This is a genomic window from Pseudomonas sp. FSL R10-0056 (genome assembly GCF_009600105.1).
Taxonomy (GTDB): Bacteria; Pseudomonadota; Gammaproteobacteria; order Pseudomonadales; family Pseudomonadaceae; genus Aquipseudomonas; species Aquipseudomonas bubulae.
The window spans coordinates 16,471-33,655 of sequence record NZ_WIWL01000187.1; the positions used below are offsets into that span (position 1 = coordinate 16,471).

Annotated in this window: 12 protein-coding genes; 1 reads left to right on the top strand and 11 read right to left on the bottom strand. The window is 59.2% G+C overall.

From position 1 onward, the window contains the following. Positions 1–15: 15 nt before the first annotated feature. Positions 16–573, bottom strand: a complete 558-nt coding sequence (locus GHO42_RS15390; protein ID WP_095002329.1) for a helix-turn-helix domain-containing protein — start codon at positions 571–573, stop codon at positions 16–18. 159 nt (positions 574–732) lie between these two features. On the opposite strand from GHO42_RS15390, the gene GHO42_RS15395 reads away from it, so the two are divergent. After that, positions 733–1,320, top strand: a complete 588-nt coding sequence (locus GHO42_RS15395) for a LysE family translocator (protein ID WP_153328105.1) — start codon at positions 733–735, stop codon at positions 1,318–1,320. Here GHO42_RS15395 and GHO42_RS15400 read toward each other — a convergent pair. The 10 genes from GHO42_RS15400 to bcsQ form a co-directional block, all read right to left on the bottom strand. Further along, positions 1,317–2,147 (bottom strand): AraC family transcriptional regulator, encoded by an 831-nt coding sequence (locus GHO42_RS15400; protein WP_095002327.1) that lies wholly within the window; start codon positions 2,145–2,147, stop codon positions 1,317–1,319. The two genes, GHO42_RS15395 and GHO42_RS15400, sit on opposite strands and share 4 nt — an antisense overlap. Before the next feature lie 209 nt (positions 2,148–2,356). After that, positions 2,357–3,493 (bottom strand): cell division protein FtsQ, encoded by a 1,137-nt coding sequence (locus tag GHO42_RS15405; protein ID WP_153328108.1) that lies wholly within the window; start codon positions 3,491–3,493, stop codon positions 2,357–2,359. An 11-nt stretch (positions 3,494–3,504) separates the two neighbouring features. Continuing rightward, the gene (locus GHO42_RS15410; RefSeq protein WP_153328110.1) at positions 3,505–4,920 is read right to left on the bottom strand and encodes an MBOAT family protein; all 1,416 of its coding nucleotides are present in this window, start codon (positions 4,918–4,920) and stop codon (positions 3,505–3,507) included. Positions 4,921–4,938: 18 nt separating this feature from the next. Then, positions 4,939–5,601, bottom strand: a complete 663-nt coding sequence (locus tag GHO42_RS15415) for an alginate O-acetyltransferase AlgF (protein WP_095025061.1) — start codon at positions 5,599–5,601, stop codon at positions 4,939–4,941. Continuing rightward, the gene (locus tag GHO42_RS15420; protein ID WP_095025060.1) at positions 5,598–6,266 is read right to left on the bottom strand and encodes an SGNH/GDSL hydrolase family protein; all 669 of its coding nucleotides are present in this window, start codon (positions 6,264–6,266) and stop codon (positions 5,598–5,600) included. The genes GHO42_RS15415 and GHO42_RS15420 overlap by 4 nt, the downstream gene beginning before the upstream one ends. A gap of 17 nt (positions 6,267–6,283) precedes the next feature. After that, positions 6,284–10,204, bottom strand: coding sequence for a cellulose biosynthesis protein BcsC (locus GHO42_RS15425; RefSeq protein ID WP_133144368.1), 3,921 nt, complete (start codon positions 10,202–10,204; stop codon positions 6,284–6,286). Then, the gene (gene bcsZ / locus GHO42_RS15430; protein WP_153328112.1) at positions 10,180–11,418 is read right to left on the bottom strand and encodes a cellulose synthase complex periplasmic endoglucanase BcsZ; all 1,239 of its coding nucleotides are present in this window, start codon (positions 11,416–11,418) and stop codon (positions 10,180–10,182) included. The genes GHO42_RS15425 and bcsZ overlap by 25 nt, the downstream gene beginning before the upstream one ends. A gap of 6 nt (positions 11,419–11,424) precedes the next feature. After that, positions 11,425–13,692, bottom strand: a complete 2,268-nt coding sequence (gene bcsB, locus GHO42_RS15435; RefSeq protein WP_153328114.1) for a cellulose biosynthesis cyclic di-GMP-binding regulatory protein BcsB — start codon at positions 13,690–13,692, stop codon at positions 11,425–11,427. Beyond that, positions 13,692–15,914 (bottom strand): UDP-forming cellulose synthase catalytic subunit, encoded by a 2,223-nt coding sequence (gene bcsA, locus GHO42_RS15440; protein WP_095018808.1) that lies wholly within the window; start codon positions 15,912–15,914, stop codon positions 13,692–13,694. The genes bcsB and bcsA overlap by 1 nt, the downstream gene beginning before the upstream one ends. Beyond that, positions 15,911–16,990, bottom strand: a complete 1,080-nt coding sequence (gene bcsQ / locus GHO42_RS15445; RefSeq protein WP_095021181.1) for a cellulose biosynthesis protein BcsQ — start codon at positions 16,988–16,990, stop codon at positions 15,911–15,913. Before bcsQ ends, bcsA begins: the two co-directional genes overlap by 4 nt. Between the last annotated feature and the right edge of the window lie 195 nt (positions 16,991–17,185).

Genomic DNA, 17,185 nt, shown 5'->3' on the forward strand with positions numbered 1-17,185 from the left:
GTTCCTTTGTTGTTATCAGGTGTAGACCCACAGCACGCGGGCAAGCTGCTGTGTCAGGTTGGCGTAGCGACAGCGCGTATGGCTGTCGAACTGGAAACTGTCACCGGCATTGAGTGTGGCAGGCTCAGCGTCGTCGCCCAGCCACAGGGTCAATTGCCCTTCAATTACATAGCCGCCCTGCTCCGAGCTGTCGGTCATAAGCCGTTCGCCGCTGCTGGCGCCCGCTTCCAGCAGACTTTCGAGCATGGAGAACGACGCACGGATTTGTGGCGAGACCAGGATATCGGTGATGCCGTTGCCCAGGTACAGCGTGCGTCGCTCGTCCGGGCGGGTCACCCAGGGCAACTGCTTGGGCTTGGGCAAACTGTAGAAATAGGTGGTGGGTACACCCAGGGTTTCACTGATGGCCGTCAGGTCGGCCACCGTGGGCTGGGACAGGCCGCGCTCGACCTGGGACAAAAAACCCACGGAGCGGCCAATTTTATCGGCCAGTTCCTTGAGCGTGTACTTCTTGTGCTTGCGCAGGTCGTGGATAAGGATGGCCAGGGCGGCCATCTCTTCTTGCTTGTTCATCCCGGGCCGCCATGAAATTTAAATCATTTATTTTCATGAAAAAATACAGATTAAATTTCATAAACGCAAGGTGCCTCCGTACAGGGGAGTTTTGTTCAATACGCTTGGGTCCGCGCCCCATAACCTCAGGGCTCAACCTTGGAGCGGAGAACAATAACGATGAGCGTGCTGATTTCAATGGCGGCGTTCGCCCTGGCAGCCTCCATCTCACCGGGGCCGGTGAATGTGGTGGCCCTGAGTTCGGGTATGCAGTTCGGCCTGGGGCCCAGTCTGCGCCATGTGCTGGGGGCCACCGTCGGTTTTGTGGTGTTGCTGCTGTTTACCGGTTTTGGCCTGCATGAAGTGCTCAAGCAGTGGCCGATCCTCACCGACCTGATCCGCTGGGCCGGCATGGTATTTTTGTTGTACCTGGCCTGGAAGCTGGCGATGGATAACGGCCGCATCGAGTTTGGCGGGGACGCCCGGCAGCCGTCGTTTTTTACCGGCGCCGCCATGCAATGGCTCAACCCCAAGGCCTGGCTGGCGGCGGTTGCAGGTATGGGCGCGTTTGTTTCGGGGGGCGAAGCCACGCTGATCTGGGCATTTGCACTGATCTACTTTGTAGTCTGCTACCTGTCAGTGGCCTGCTGGGCCTACACCGGCGCCTTTCTGAGCCGTTACCTGCACAGCACCCGGCGCATCCGCCTGTTCAATCGCGGCATGGCGGCCATGCTGGTGGGCTGCGCGGTGTCCTTGCTGTGGTTTTAGCCCTTGTACTGCCCGGGTGTGGCCGCGAGGTGTTTTTTGAACACCCGCTGGAAATGCGCCTGATCGGCAAAACCGGTTTGCTGGGCGATATCGGCGATCAACGCCCCTTCGCGCAGTTGCGCCTGGGCATGTTGAATGCGCCGATTGATCAGATAGGCGTGGGGCGTCATATGGTAACGCTGCTCGAAGGCACGGATCAGGTAAGCCTCCGACAGGCTGGCGGCGGCACAGATATCCTGCAGGCGAATGGTGTGCAGGAAACGCTCGTCGATAAATTTGGCGGCGCGCTCCACCCGTGCATTGGCGCTCTTGCGAAGCACCAGCGGGCCGCCCAGTTCCTGTTGCATCGCTGAAAAGAACTTGACCGCCGACTCGTGCTTGGCCAGCCCCTCGAGGTGCGGGTCGACCAGCTGCGCATACAGGGCGGTCAGGCCATTGAACAACCCCGGCGAGCGGGTGTGGGTGGCCGCCAGGGGCTGGAACACCCCGCTGGCCTGATCGTCAAACGCCTGTTGAATGCCTGCCAGCCACTGCGCATCGACATACAGCATCACATAGGACCATGGCTGGTCGTCCAGCGGATTACAGGCGTGGACATCTCCCGGGTTCATCAACACCACCGTGCCGGCGCTGATACCGTGACTGGTTTTCTCATGCAGGTAAGTGCAGCAGCCGGAGGTGATGGCGCCGATGGAGAAAATCTCGTGGGAGTGTCGGGCATAGCAGACCTTACGGCCATCGGCGATGGAGCGCGCTTCGATAAAGGGCAACTGCGCGTCCCGCCAGAACCGGGGTGTAGCGCAGTGTGTTGACGGGCTTGCGGGCATGGTAGCGTGACCGTGATGGGCAGGTGACAGATCACCAGACTAGCACCTTGGCTGACCGTCCGTAGCAACTGCCGCAGGAACGAGGCTGCGTTCGGTTGCGAAGCGACCGTAAACCCTGCGAGTCGGGTTTACCTGGCACACCGCAGTGCCTGATTTTGCGGCGACTGCGTCGCCGGACGCAGCCTCGTTCCTGCGGCAGCTGCTTCGGGTTACAGTTTTATTGGCTCGCTGTAAGGCGTCTGCAAATCACGCTCGGGGATTTCCCAGATCACCAGTTTTGGCGGTGTCTGTTTGAAGGCAGGATTGCTGAAGTAGCCATTGGCACCACCCGAGAACTCGCCGCCGTCCTTGGCAAAATCGCCAATCGGCGCACCCAGGGCCTGCTGCAAAAAACCGGCAAAGTTGGATTTGCGCGAGAACGATGTGCCGATCAAGGCAACGTTGGGCAGGTTGTCATCGCCAAACAGATCATCCAGGTTATCTGCATCGCTTTGGGATAAATCGATTTTCTCACTGAGCCGGCTGGCCGCCACCGATTCCGCAGCGGGTTGCAACCCCACTGGCAACCATTCAAGACCGGCCAGTCGCACCAGATCTCCCGGGCGACGCGCCGGGTCTTGCCGGGCAATTTCATAAAGCTTGTGCGGCGTGGCGCTGATCCCCATTGCCTGTACCTGCACGGCAATGGCCATGGCTGCCGCCGAGGCCCCGGCTTCACTCCAGTGGGTATCAGTGCGCAGATAGGCATCGCTGCCCACAGACTGAAGAACTGGCGCGAGATCCACAGCGCTCACCCCTGCCTTGTTCAATCCCTCAACCCAGGCTTCGGCGCGATGTTGCAACTGCACCGGGCGGCGTAAATCACAGAGTTGCGCACTGGCAATCCGGCTCTTGTCCGGCACCACGGCCACCAGCAAGCGGATACCACGCCCGGCTAACTGCTGCTGGATTTGACGCACCGCTGCTGCCTTGGTTTGAGCATTAATCTGAGCATGACGATTGATGCGCATTTCATCGGTCAAGAACAGCCAGCCCGTACAGCCCGGACGCACCCGCGCGCCGGTGTCGTGGAACAGCAACCAGCTGGCGCCACGCTCCAGATCGGCCGCCTTTTGTGCAACGCCGGACTCGGACAACTGCTTGGCAATTCTGTGGGTCACCTCGCCATGCAGCACCGCATCACGGCTCAGGTCGGGGGCAAGCATCTGTATTTTGCCGCTGGCAAACAACCACAGGGACGAGGCAAAGCTCGCCGCCAGAAACAGCACAAACACTGCACCGCCAAATCTGCTCACACGGGCAGTGAATTCAGTGGCTACAGCCGGTTTGGGCGATGACGAGGACATGGGCGCGACCATCAGAACTGGAAGTACAGAAAGGGCACCGCTTCGCGGCTCGCTATCAACGCGAACGACAGCAGAAAACCCGCGACTGGCCACAGCGCCGCCATCGGCGCAAACCAGAATTGCGCACCAAAACGCTCTTCATACCGGTGCTTGAACAGCGGCGCGATGATGCACGCCACCCCCAGCAATGCCGCCAGGCCGTGAGCCGAGCGCAGGCTCACGGCCAGCGCGTCGCCCAGGGCAAACTCGTGCAAACCCAACTGAGCGGCGTACATATTCAGGGCCGAAGCAAAATCCTGAGCGCGGAACAAGGTCCAGGCCATAAACACAAACAGCAGCGTCAATGTATGTGACAACCATGACGGAATGCTCGGCAGGCTGGAACGCGACCACAACCGGTCCACACACAGCGCAATACCGTGGGCCGCGCCCCATAGCAGGTAGTTCCAGCTGTCACCGCCATGCCACAGCCCCGCAATGGCCATGGTCAGGAACAGGTTGCGATAGGTTTTCCAGGCACCGTTGCGGTTGCCGCCCAGGGCGATATAAAGATAGTCCCGCAGCCAGCTGGACAACGACATGTGCCAGCGCCGCCAGAAGTCCTGAATGCTGCTGGCCAGATACGGCTGGTTGAAGTTTTCCGGGAAATGAAAACCCAGCATCAGGCCCAGGCCAATGGCCATGGCGCTATAGCCTGCAAAGTCGAAAAACAGTTGCAGCGAGTAGGCCAGGCAGCCGATCCAGGCGTCGACAAAAGAAGGGTTGTCGAGGTGAAACGCAACATCCACCAGCGGCGACAGGGTGTCGGCAACCAGCACTTTCATGCACATGCCGATCATGAAACGGCGCGCACCCAGGGAGAAATTCTGCCAGTCGAAATAACGTTGGGTGAGTTCGCGACGCACCCAGTCATAACGAATGATCGGCCCCGCAATCGAGTGGCCGAACATCGAGATATACGTGGCGTAATTGATAAAGCTGCGCTCCACCGGCACGGTGTGGCGATGTACATCCACCAGATAGGAAATCGCCTGCAGCACGATAAACGACAGCCCGGCGGGCAGCGCCACCCGCTGCCATTCCAGCGGCATCGCCCCCGGATATGTGATCCAGTCAATCCAGGTCGCGGCCAGGATATTGGCGTACTTGTACCAGCACAGCACCGCCGTGTTGAACACGACCAACGCGATCAACAGCCGCACCCTGCCCCGGGAGTCCTCACGACTGCGATCGATGAGCAACCCGCCAAGCCATGCCACGACCGTCAATGCCACATGCAACGCGAGGAACATCGGGTTCAACCAGCCATAGAACAGCCAGCTGCCGATCAACAGAATCACGTTGCGCCACTGCGGCTTGCCCAGGGCGTAGACCAGCATAAAGGCCGGTAAAAACAGCGTCAGGAACTCGAGTGAGGCGAAGACCATGGTGGCAGCAGAATCCGATCAGTGGGACAGCGTGTCCGTGGTACTCAACAAACGCGGCCCGCTGGCAGATGGCAGCAGCAGCACGCTGTAGCGTTCGCCAGCCTTGAGTGCGCCCAGGTCCAGCGGCGCGCCGGTGTTGGCGTTGGCACATACCAGTTGCACTGACAGGTTTACCGGGTTGATTGAACGTCGCTGCAGACTGGCGAACGGTACCGCCTTGAACAGATCGCCCGTGCGCCCGGCAGGACGCAGACTGGCATCGCTGCAGGACTTGTCGACATTGACAAACGCCAGCGAAGCCTTGAGGCCGTTGAAGTCATCCGGTGTTTCGCGCACGGCGACTTGTTCGATCCCGTCGCCTTGCGGCACCACCACAATGGTCGCGAACTCACCCGGCTCGACCTTGAGGTCCAGGGCCAACTGGTGCGCTCCACTGGCCAGCGAGCCCTTGACGGCCTTGCCCGAATCCACCGGGAACAACAATGAAGCAGGCGCTGCCGTTTCAAGGCGCAACGGTGGTTGCCCAGGCTGGCCCATTACGTCCAGAGGGGTAGCGGTGGCGTTGACGAAGCGGATAAAGGCGGCGTCCTGATCGGGGCCAGTGGGGTACAGCGCAACGTCGGCAGCCAGCGCATGCGCGCTGCAAAACAACACTGCCGCGCTCAATACAGCTCGGATCACTTGTTTGCACCCTTGGCACTGACCGCTTCAGGGGGCAGCTTGCCCAATGCATCACCGATGGCGTTGGCCCAGGATTTGTAACCCGCTACAGTAAAATGCTGGCCGTCAGTGGTCACCCACTGCCCCGGCTTGGAAAACTCCAGCGAATCGATGTAAGTACAAGGTGCAACATTGGTCGCCAGGAACGCAGATATCAGCTTGGTGCGGGCATCGTTCTTCTTGTACATGCCACCTTCCTTGCCCCACGCCGGGCCTACCCAGGCGCACTTGGCGCCATTGGCGGTAATTTCCTTGGCCAGGGCAGACACGTTTTGCCACGCCCACGCCTTGGGAAACACCGGCTTGTCGTAAGAGGCCATAGTGTCTGCAATCACCAGCACCACCAGATCCGGTTTATCCGCTGCAAGCAACTCCTTGATCGGCGTAGTGGTCGCGTCACGCCCCCTGATCACAATTTTACCGTTACCCTTTTCTTCGGCTCCACAATCGACTTTTTTGGTAATCAACCAATCGCCGGCACCGGCACCGCACGCGCCAATCGAGTGCACATTTGCGCCCTGCTGGGTCAGGTTGGCGTGCAGCGGCTCCATCAAACAGTTAGGCAGGCTCATGTGGCTTTCCCCTAGAACAAGAAGGGTCATACCGGCAAGAACGGAAGAAGGCATTTAAAGTCTCCAGGACATCAATTGGAATAAGGCGAACTGTATGGGCTGACCGGCAGCTCCATAGGGCCATTCATATTTTCAAACATATAGCGCAGGTACATCGCCCCGGTGATTTGCTGGTAGTCCTGAGCATTATCCAGACCCAAATTGGCCCCCAGGAAAACGCTCGACCCGAACTTGTACTCACCGGCAGCGGCCAGGCTGTAACCGACGCCAGTCTTGCTCTCGCCGGAGTAGCGCTGGTCGTTGGTGGCCTGCATGTCCTTGTCACCGGGGAAGTAGTCGGCACCGGCCTGATGGGTGTACTGAACGCCCACCGAGCCCTTGACCTGGTAGCTGAAGCGATCGGTGCGCTGCGACCAGGCCACCGGCACGCCCAGGGCAAAGTAGCTTTGCGGGCTGAAGTAGCCGCCGTGGCCATAGGTAAAGAAGTTCTGGTTGTTCTCAAAACTCATGCCGGTAGCGCTCAGACCCAGGGTCAGCTTGCTGTCCTCGGTGTTTTGCAAATACCAATACACTCCACCGCCCAGTTCGGCACGGCTGTTGGATTCGACGTTATGACCCAGCAGCTTGTGCCAGGCGCCGTAGCCATAGGCGCCTACAGCCTGGTTGTCATAGCTCAGCTGACCACGGCCGCCGTTAGCCGTTACGCCACCCCACGTCTGCCCGGTGCGCTCATCGGTGGTACCGGCGAATGACGTTACGCTGTCGATCACCGGGCGGCGTGAAACATTGACGCCATAACGCACATTGGAATTGCTGGCGAGCGGGCGATCGACACTCACGCCACCGGCCACGGTGCTGTATTGAAAGCCGATCGGCGTGGTACCGAGGTCGGCCTTGATGCCTTCATCCGGGCGAGCGTAGCCAACGCTCACACCCACACCACTCTCACGCTGGGCGCCAATCCCCTCGGTTGACTCTTTGCCACTACCAAAGCGTTCGGCGGCATAAACACCCACCCTACCCGCATTCAGGGACACCGGTGTCACACGTACGGCGATACGGTTGTCACCCGCCGGAAAGTTAATTTCCAGCGGTGTTTCGATATCGGTCATTTTGCCAAGGCCAGGCTCACTGTCGTTGTTGCGAATAGTGACGCCCTGGGTCACGTAGGCACTGCGCTCCTGGAGGATACTGTCCAGCGCACGCTGGGCCGAACTGGCTTGGTCCACCGCCACATTGACCGTGCCTTGGGGTAAAAATGGATTAGCCCCGGCACCAGCATTACGTCCCACGGGCAAGGTGCCATTGCCTGTCCTGGAAGGCAGGGGCTGCCCCGGATAGACATCACTGGCCAACAGCGCATTGTCGTCTGCCATATAAGCGCTCGAATCGAGCGTGGTTTGGGCGGGCGCGGGAATCGCATCGATGGCCCCACGCCCCATCTGATTGGCTGGGCCCGACAAGCCGGCGAACGGGTTCGGCGCAACGCCAGATACGCCGGCCTGAGCCGTAAGGTTGCGTTTTTTCTCGGTTTGCTCGATGTCCACGGCCTTGCGCAACAGGTGCGCAGCCTGAGCGCTCTTGCCCATGCTGCGGTAGATTCGTGCCGCTTCGGTCAAAGACTGCGGGTCGTAGTTTTGCAGTTTCACAAACTGCTCCAGCGCACGCTCGGCGTAGCCGTTATCTCGGGCCAGAACCGCAGCGTCCGCGGCATTAAGGAGGATTTGCGGATCGTTGGGCTGACGTTGCAGCAAAGGCTTGTACAGCTCAAACGCCTTGGCGTTATTGCCGCTGCTGACGTACATCCGCGCCAGCGCCGAAGTCGCACCGGCGTCCCCAGGCCGCGATGCCAGCGCCGGTGCCAGAGTGTCATAAGCGCCCGCCAGGTCACCGCCTTCACGCAGCAGATCGGCCTGACGAATGCGGTACTGATACAGCAGGTCGTCGAAACGTTTGCGTGTGGCAACGCTCATTCGCTGGTTTTGCAGGCCGCGCAGGATCGAGTTGACCTGGGCATCATTACCCGTCTTGAGCAGCAGATTGGCGTACTGCAACATCAAGTCGGCGGAAGGTGTCGGTGTCTGGTTGATCACATCGCGCATCATGGTCAACGCTCGCGTGGAATCTCCTGTGTCCACATAAGCCGAGGCCAGCGTTGCCATACGATCCGGACTGCGGCTCGCCATCGGTTGCAACCGGTCGAGCAATGCCAGGGCTTCCTGACGCTGGCCACGCTTGGCCATGGTGGCAGCGAGCTTGACCTGCACCGTCAGCGTGATCTGATCCGCCAAATCGTTCATATCTGCGGTGCGACGACCCACTGGAATCCGGCTTATGGCAGCCTGGGCAGCGTCCCACTGCTCCATTTCCACTGAGAGCAGAGCACTGGTATAGAGGGCGTCAACATCTGTCGGATGGGCTTTGAGGTAGCTGTCGATCAGAACGCGGGCTTTTTGCGGCTCACCGGTTTTCAGGTAAAGGCGGGCGAGATCAAAACGGGTCCAGACGTTGTCCGGGTCATCTTTGACCGCTTGCACCAAAGCTTGTTGTGCGCCCCGGGTATCGCCACGCTGCTCGGCCAATGCCGCAGCCTGCGTGGAGCGCAGCGCACGCAGTCGACCGCCACCGCCCATTTCGGCCTGCTGGGCCGGGGTCAGGGTATCTAGCAGGCGCAAGGCCTCATCGGCCTGCCCCGCTTGCGACAGGACATTGACCAGCCCTTGTACGGCCTGAGCATTGTCCTTCTGCACACTCAGCACCTGACGGTAACTGGCTTGAGCCTCATCGAGCTGACCGTTCTGAGCCTGAATATCGGCGAGGGCCAAACGTGCCTCGATGCCCCTGGGGTTCACTCGCATTGCCTGGGCAATGCTTTCCCGGGCCTTGGCGGGCTGGCTCTTGGCCTGGTTGCGCGCCTGTTGCAGCAAAGCCCAGTAGCGCACGTTATCCAGCGCCGGCTTCCAGCGCGAGCCGCCGTTGCCGATAGCGCGGTTCAAAAGTTGCTCAGCTTCGCTCAGACGGTCCTGTTGCTGACGCACCACACCGAGCCCACCCAAAGCATCAGGATCATTCGGCTTGTTTTTCAAGCGTGCGGCAAAGGCTTGCTCGGCACCCGCCTGATCACCTTTATCCAACGCCTTGAGCCCACGCTCGACCAGCGGATCAGGTTGCCAGGCCGGTACACGGTCTGCAGTGCTGGCTTTCAATTTACCTTTGTTCAGCAGGTCACGAATTTCTTGATCATCTGGATGAGCCTTTAAAAAGGCTTCGAACAACGGCACCTGGGCAGCACTCGGCGGACCGGACCAGACCAGCGCCAGACGCCAGCTTTCATCAGCGTCCCCGCCGATGTCGGGCCGGGTCGATAGCTTGGCCAGATTACGGATACCTTCAGGGCGACTGTCTTCGTAACGAATCAGTTGCTTGGCCAGAAACAGCGCCAGAGTCGAGTCGTTGGGCGTCTCGCGCAGCAAGCGCTCCATGCCTTTTCGCGCTTCTGGCCAACCTGCAGGATTGAACGCCAGGTTGTTGTAATACTCACGTCCCACCGTGCCTGACGGTGTGCGACCGGCAAACAGTTTGGCAAACACCTGAGTCGCCTCATCTCGCTGATCGCTATCGACCAGACGTCGGGCCTCATCCAGCAGTGCTTTGTTCTGCGTCTCAGTCAGGGCAATATCCTGTTCCAGCTGCGCCGCCAGCCACGGTCGGGGCGACAGGGCCTGCAAACGCGCCAGGTATTGCCTGGCTTGCTCGGGCTTGTTCTGTTTGAGGCTGGCAAAGCCCATACCATAAAGGGCATCCACTTGATTGGGGTCCAGACGCAAGACTTTTTCCCAGGCCTCGGCCGCCCGTTGTGCATTGGCGCGGCCTTGCCAGTACTGACCCTGTTCGACCAGCCGCGCTTGCACGTCGCTGGTATCGGCGTGGACGGCTGTGCCGATGACTGCGGTTAGAATCCCGATAGCTAGTGCGTGGCGGTGCGGACGCATGACGTCTCCCAAGACAGTTTGAGTGTTCCGTCATCACGAAACTGAAAGCGGTTTTCTGCCCAGCCGAGTGCGAACAGGCTAAGCATGACGTTGTAATACAAAGGCTCGGTACGTTCGCCATCGGCCTGCCCCAGCACCTTCGTGAGGGCTAGCTCGGTTCGACGCTGCTGAGCTTGGGCAAGCCAGGGCTGGCCTTTGGCCTGGAAGTAAGGAATCAGCGCGGCGGAGAAGCCGAACGGCCCCTGCCCCTCTAGCGTACCGCTCCTGACCTGGACCTTTTCCGGTGGAATGCCGGTGGAAGCCGTGCTGTTCGCCATGCCCTCCAGTCGCGCCAGCAACGGTGCTGCCAGCACATCGGATTTGGGCGTCATGCCTGCCCACAGGTAAACGCGAATCGCGTCGTAACTGCCCAGTTCGCCATTAACCGGATCGACCACGAACAGACCGCTGTTCGGCCCGGTGGCACGATAGCCGATCCAGTCGGCAACATAGCCTTTGGGGCTGGAAGCCTTGACCATTTTCACGGTGTTTTCGGCAATTTCTTTCCACGGCCCGGCCGGTGCCTGCATGGCCAGCCGCCGCAGCAACGGCAGCGGCAGATAGCTGGGATTCAAGCGCCACAGGTGATCGGGCTGCACAAAGCCTTGAGGCCCGGGCAACACCATTTTGCCCAGACCGGGCAAGCTCACGACCAGTTGGCTCTGGATGTTTTCAAGCAGATGCAAGGCTGCCTCGCGGTAGTCAGGGCGCTGCCACAGACGTGCCGCTTCAAGCAACGAATAGGCAATCCACAAGTCCGAGTCGGACGCTGAATTGGCGTCCTGCAATTGCCACGTCCCGTCCTTGCCCTGCCCCCACAACCAGCCTGGCAAACGCGTGCTCACGTCGGCGCCAGCCATATTGGCCAGGGTCCATTGCCATAACCTGTCAAAGCGCGCCTGATCATTGCCGATCAATGCAAATAACATCCCGTAGGACTGACCTTCGGAAGAGCTTTGGTTGAGCTGTGGGCTGGACTCCAGCATACGGCCGTCAGCCTGTACAAAGCGCGAAGCGTAGGCTTGCCACAGCGACCAGTCGGCTTTTTGGCACCTGGTGTCCTTGGCCATCGCGGGGGTCAGGGCGATACCTGCCAGAGCGCCTGCCAACCACAGCAGCGCACGATGCAGGCGCCGCGGTGAGGAATTAAAACGTTTGATCGCGAAGAACCCCATGAGCCGTCAGTTACCTAGTCGTTTGTTGGCGCGTGCGCGCAGTGCCAGATAAGCCAGACCACTGAGCAAAATCACCCCCAGACCGGTCAGCAGCAGGGACAAGACCACATGGCGCGACATCAACCATTGCAGGTACTTGATAGGCCCCAGGCTGCCAACGTAGTACTGCTCGTCCGCCACCAGAGGCTCGATGTTTTTACCGCGTACCATCACCAGACTGCCCTGGATCGAATGGGTGTAATCCTCACCTCCGATCAGTGCATTTGTGGCATCGGCCAGACCTTGCGGTTGACCACTGGCAATAACCACAACACTGCGCCCTTTTTTAAGCGGCGATTCGAAACCGGTCAGGTAAGTGCTACGCGCGCCACCGGAAAACGCCATCGCCAACCGCGTCTTGCGAATATTGGCTTCAGGATCGGGGCTAAACCAGTCACGTAGCCGCATCGGCAAGTCAGATAAATGAAAGCTCTGCTGGCCTTCGCCATCGTTAGCGGGCAGGCGATCGGCCCAATGTGTCAGCAAAGGCTGATTGGCACCGGACGCCAGCACCAGCAAGTCCTTGTCCGCAGCGCCCGCCACCTGATCCGCCTGAATCACCTGTACGCCAGTAGCCGGGTAGCCGGTGGACTGGCCAAATCGGCCGAGCAGTGTGAGGTAGGCATTCAAATCAGCAACCCCGGCATCATCCGGCAACACCACGGCGGTTTGCGACAGGTCAGCCAGACGGGTAAACGGAAAGCCAGAATCCTTGAACACGCCCAGGTTGGGCATGGCGATAAAGTGGTCGTAGCCGCTCAAATCAAGGGTCGACTCGGGATCAATCGCACCGCGCATATTGTCAATGATGATGTCGTTACATTGGCCCTGCTTGATGTAATCGAACATATAGCGCAACTGCAGGCGGGACTGCAGGGCCACCGAGTTCAGGGGCAGCAACACATTGGTTTCGCGGTCAAGGCTGTCGTCTGACTTCAGTGTTCTGAGCACACTGCTGTCGAGCCTGTCCCGGGACAGCAGGTTCTGCGACTGAATCAGCGCGTCATTAAAACTGATAATGAACGACGAATTGTAGGACTTCTCTTGCGGCGTATAGCGGTATTTAAGATTCAGCGGCGCGCCTTCGTTACGCCAGGTAAACAAATCCGGCGGAAAATTCAACGGCACGGTGATGTCACCCGGGTTGTAGCCGGACACCGCCAGTTGCTTGGCCTGCATCAACTCACCAATCTTTACCGGGCGATCACTGGGCAACCAGTTCGGCGCGTCATAGGGCTTGCGGGGCTGCACCACCTGCAATCGATCGATCACCACGCTGCTGCCCGACAAGGCCTGGCTGCCCAGTACCAAAGCAGTTGCGGCACTCTTGAGTTCGGCACCGTCGCGACCGCTGACCACCAGCAGCTTGGCATTGACGTCATTCGGATTGGTCATCAAGGTCAGGGTCGGGCCCTTCGCTGGCGGTAGACTAATACTGCCAATCTGCAGCGCATCCGGACCACTGATCAAAACCACCGCACTGCCGCTGGCGGGAATCTGGTTGTAACTCGAGGAAAACCGTGCACCCCGAAAACTGGCTTGGGCGCCAAACCACGACGACAGTGCACCGGCTGCTTCGAGCGTGGCGTTGTCAGGCGCAGAGACGAACACAAACGGCAAATCCAGAGCCCGGGTATCGCGACGATCGAAAAATGGCAACGGCAAGATGGACAGATCATTGGGTAAACCCAAGGGCGATACATCAATGCTCAAGCTGGTGGCGTTGCTGATCTTGGCCCACAGGCTGGTGTGCTGCGGATCTTCGCAACTCATGGTGTAGTGCCCGATAAACTGCAAACTCAGACGGTTGAACTCGGTAATCAGGTGCGCCGGTATGTCGACGACATGCTGTTGCAGTTGCCCGGCTTTGTCCTTGGGCAACGGCAGGCTTGCCGCCACTTCATCGTTGATGATGACGTTGATTTGCGACAGCTCTTCCAGCAATGCCGGCGAGTAGGTGTACTGCAAGTTCAACTTGGCACCCGTCACAATCGAGTCGGCCCGCACATCGAAACTGACACTGTCGCTCGACTCCACACCACGCAGGTTCATCGGATAATTGCGGCCCAACTGTTTGAGGGTCACGGTGTAATTATTGCTACCGGTTGCAGCAACGGCTGGAGCGCTCTCGGCGCAGGCAGCGCCGCTGTTCAAAGCCAGCAAGGCACACGCAATGCGTGCCAGGGCACGACGCGGATCGCGCAAATTGGCGAAGACTGAAGACGTTGAATTCATCACTTATCCTGGATGTTTTCTAGCTTTGATGGGGCGACGCGGCGACGGCGCAGCAAGCTGCGCACTTCCATGAGCGAGGCTTTGAAGAGTTCTTGGATACCGCGAAAACCAATTCGGCTGACTCCGCGCAGGGCCACCAGCGGGGTATCAACCTGCCCGCTACCCCAGGTCGATGCCCAAGTGTCGGCACGGGAAAAGGTGAGACGTACCAGATCACTTTGCTGGCGCAGAGTCAGAGCTTCAAATTGAACGCCGAGCAATTCACCGCGACTGAATACAATCACAGCCGGGAACAGGCTCAAGTGCTGGCTGCGCAATAGCGAAATCTGCACCTGCTCGCCTTGAGGTACGCTGACGCCCTGTGGCAAACGCAAGCCCATGCCTTTTTGCGAAAAGTCCTGGGTAACGCCGTCTATCACACTGCCATCGCCACGGACCAGGCGCACCGGTAATGTGGCAGCAACCCGCGGCTCGGCACGAACCTGCCGGGTTTCACTGGCCACTGCCACGGCGGCACTGGTGATGATCACGTTGTAGAGCGTCCACAACAGGTTGATCAACAGCGTGGTCGTGGCGCCCTCCTCACCCATTGCCAGCCGCGCGATCCCGTACGCCATCCCTGCCATGTTAAGGGTCAGCAGCACGATATATGGACGGGCGAGCTTCCAGTCGAAGTACTTCTCGTCAATGATCCCGCCCTTGTCGGTCACGTTGAAACCACCGAACTTGGGGTTGACCAGCGCCACCAGCACCGGGGCCATGATGTACCAGGCCAGTACTGTCTCGTAGACCTCGTTCCAGAACGAATGCCGGTATTGCCCCTGAATGCTGGAGTTGGTGAGGCTGGCATGAAAAATATGCGGCAATGCATAGGCGGCAATCATCAAGCCCGAGGCATGAAAGATTTGCGCATCAAAAAACAGAAAAGCCAGCGGCGCCGTCAAAAACACCAAGCGCGGCAAACCATAGAAGAAATGCAGCATTGCGTTGAGGTAGCACAGGCGCTGGCCCAGGTTCAGGCCCTTGCCAAACAGCGGATTGTCGGTGCGGAAAATCTGCGCCATACCCCGCGCCCAGCGAATACGCTGGCTAATGTGGCGTGAAAGGCTTTCCGTGGCCAGACCCGCTGCCTGCGGTATCGCCAGATAAGCAGTGTTGTAGCCGGCGCGGTTGAGCTTGAGCGCGGTATGGGCATCTTCGGTCACAGTTTCGACCGCCACCCCGCCGACTTCCATCAGCGGCTTGCGACGGATCACTGCGCAAGAGCCACAGAAAAACGTGGCGTTCCACAGGTCGTTGCCGTCCTGCACCAGACCATAAAACAACTCGCCTTCGTTGGGCACCGAACGGAAGGTGTCGAGATTTTTTTCGAACGGGTCGGGTGAAAAGAAAAAGTGCGGCGTTTGCAACATCGCCAGCTTGGGGTCTTTGAGGAACCAGCCAATGCTCACTTGCAAGAAAGAGCGGGTCGGCACGTGGTCGGCATCGAAAAATGCTACGAACTCGCCACTGGTGACCTGCAATGCTTCGTTGAGGTTACCGGCCTTGGCATGACGATTGTTGTCACGGGTGATGTAGTTGACGTTGATCTGCTCGCAGAACTCGCGAAAGTCTTCGCGGCGACCGTCATCGAGCACATGCACGCGCAGCTTGTCCTGTGGCCAGTCAATTGCCTGAGCGGCAAAGATGGTCAGCTTCACGATATCGAGCGTCTCGTTGTATGACGGGATAAACACGTCAACCACTGGCCATTCGCTCGGCGGGCCCTTGAGCAATACCGGCTGGCGCCGCAGCGGCCAGGCCGTTTGCAGGTAGCCAAACACCAGCACCACCAGGGCATAGATTTCGGCCAGCACCAGGCCATAACCGAACGCCATGTCGACCCAGTCGTCGAACCCCAGGGTTTCGGTCAAGCGCCAGTATATATAGCGCAACGAGGCCGTGAGTGACAGGCCGATCATGATCAGGATGGTCAGGCGCCCGGGTATCCTGCGCAGCACCAATGCTGCAACAAAGCAGCCGATGGCAAAGATGCACTGCGCATAGAATTCGAACGGTACGGTAATGATCAGCAGGCCCAAAAGCCCGCAAAACACTGCGGTACCGGCAAGCAGCGCACGGCGTGCCGCAGCCGGCCACTGATCAAGATGATCTGACAGCGACTGGGCCCAACGCTGAAACCGGCTTTGCGCAACCTGGGGGGGGCTGTTTGACTGACTCATGAAGCTGAGTTCTCGGTTACACGGACGTTCTGCAAAGCAGCCTTAAGGTGTTCGCCAAGCAGTAAAACCCCTTCACCACCTACAGACCGGACGGGCACCGTCAACGGGTTGCGGCCGTAAGCCAAGGCCTCGCCAAAACCGTGATCCTGCTCTACTACCCCCGTCAACTGCGCACCCAGACGGCGCTTGAGCACTTCGAGCATGTCGCGGGAAAACTCGCGCCCGGGCTCAAATTGATTGACCACATAGCTGCGCGCAACGTTGGCTCCCAGCAGACGGTCCATATGCTCCAGGGCAATAAAGCTGGCCGCGTCGGCAGCAGTGACCACCAGCACCTGATCGGCCACATCCAGCGCCTGCTGCAGGTACGCCGAGCGGCCGGTGGGCGTATCGACAATCACCAGGTCATGTGTGCCCAGGTCCATGCGTTCCAGTTGCCGTGCCAGCCAGTGGCGGTCCTGGCTTACTTCGCGCTCCAGGGCACAGCGCTGGTCATCGCTCAACACGCCGTAGGGCAGCACTTGTACATCGTTGAATCCCTGCTGCAGATTGCTGCTCCAGCAGGCGCTGCCGATGCCGGTCACGCCGGATTCAACGCCGAGGTGATGGTGCAGGGCATTTTGCGGATCAAGGTCGATGGCCAGGGTCTTGCCACCCTCCAGACGCAGGCTGCTTGCCAGGCTGGCGGCCAGCGTGGTCTTGCCAACGCCGCCCTTGGCCGAGACCAGCACCACGACACGAGCCTTGCACTGCGGCGTGCGCAATTGTGCCTGCAGGGCCTCGGTTTCGGCCTGACGAGCAAGCGCTACTTCAGCGAGCAAATTACGCAGCGGGATGGCAACGTCGGCAGTGCTCATCAGCGGTGCCGGATCTTCGGCTTTCGCCAATGCCACGCAGACTGGCGCAACCGGTGGCAGAGCAGCAAGTACCGGGGCCGTGACTTCTTCAGGCTCAGAGGCTTTAACTTGAGCTGGCGGCGTATTGGGGTATTCGAACTGACTGTCGAACTCGTGATAACTGTCCGAAGTGGCGCCGAACCTGCTGAACAAGTTCGATATGTCGTCTGTACGACTCATAAGTAGGTTCCTTCCGGACTGAGTATTCACGACGCATGGCCAGCAACAGGGCGTCAAAATAAGACATCACAATGATATCGTCAATAAATTGAACAAATTTGGATTAATATCGTAATTGCAAGCACAAATAATCAGGCTGTTCGCCATTTTATTGACTAGTACGGCTATTTTTATTTGGCGCTGCTCGCGTCGCTC